The sequence below is a fragment of the Glutamicibacter sp. AOP12-B1-11 genome, from assembly GCF_052379245.1.
In the GTDB taxonomy this organism is placed as follows: domain Bacteria; phylum Actinomycetota; class Actinomycetes; order Actinomycetales; family Micrococcaceae; genus Glutamicibacter.
On sequence record NZ_JBQSYL010000089.1, the window covers coordinates 1 to 756 of the forward strand.

Annotated in this window: 1 protein-coding gene; it reads right to left on the reverse strand. The window is 43.3% G+C overall.

Translation table 11 applies throughout. The features are described 5' to 3' along the window. On the reverse strand, nucleotides 1–319 hold a 319-nt coding region (locus ACT3UQ_RS19720; protein WP_444637821.1), incomplete at its 3' end, for a hypothetical protein. Nucleotides 320–756 lie beyond the last annotated feature (437 nt).

Consider the following 756-nt stretch of genomic DNA (forward strand, 5'->3'; position numbering starts at 1 on the left):
AATTTTCATTTGCCGCATGAATGAATTTTCGACCGTTTGCCCGATCTTCGGTATTGATATTCTGCAAGGCCACGATCCGCCCCAAGGACGCAAGAACTGCAAAGTCGATTTCACCATTTGCGAGGTCATCAAGATTTGCAGAAAGTTCGTCGTAGGTAGTTCCTCGTCCAACTACGGTGGTGGCCAAAACGTCGCGATACTTTATTGATTTGGTAAGAAGCGCGTGTTCTTCGACTTGAGGCATTTTTCGACGGATACGGCCCGCGTATGATTCCAGCAGCTCATAATAATTAGCGTTCAACTTCGGCACAACTTTCATCCATGCTTAATTCTCTCTAGTCGTAGTTTAGTAGATGATGGTCAAAGTCACTGTCGTCGCAACAAGTGCTCAGCAACTAACTTTCGACTAGTTAGTATTCATGTGCGAAACTACACGGTTCGCACTAACGACTTTTAGGACGAACAGGCATTATCGGCATTCATTGTTATTGTTCGTCAGTACCAATTCTGCCTAGAAACATCGACATAGCGGACGTAAAAGTGGAAACTTTGAAATCAAGGCATCGACTGATGTAGGGGCATCAGATTTTTAAGCGGTTTAAAACAACCAAGTCACGTCGCGAGAAATCATAGAGTTTTCTACTAGGTAAGCAAACTAACGATACGAATCACACAAATTTAATTCCTCCGTTTCAATTGCTCGACGGAATAATTTCCTGTCTGACAGTATTGATCTAGCTGCTATTGTTTCCCGAC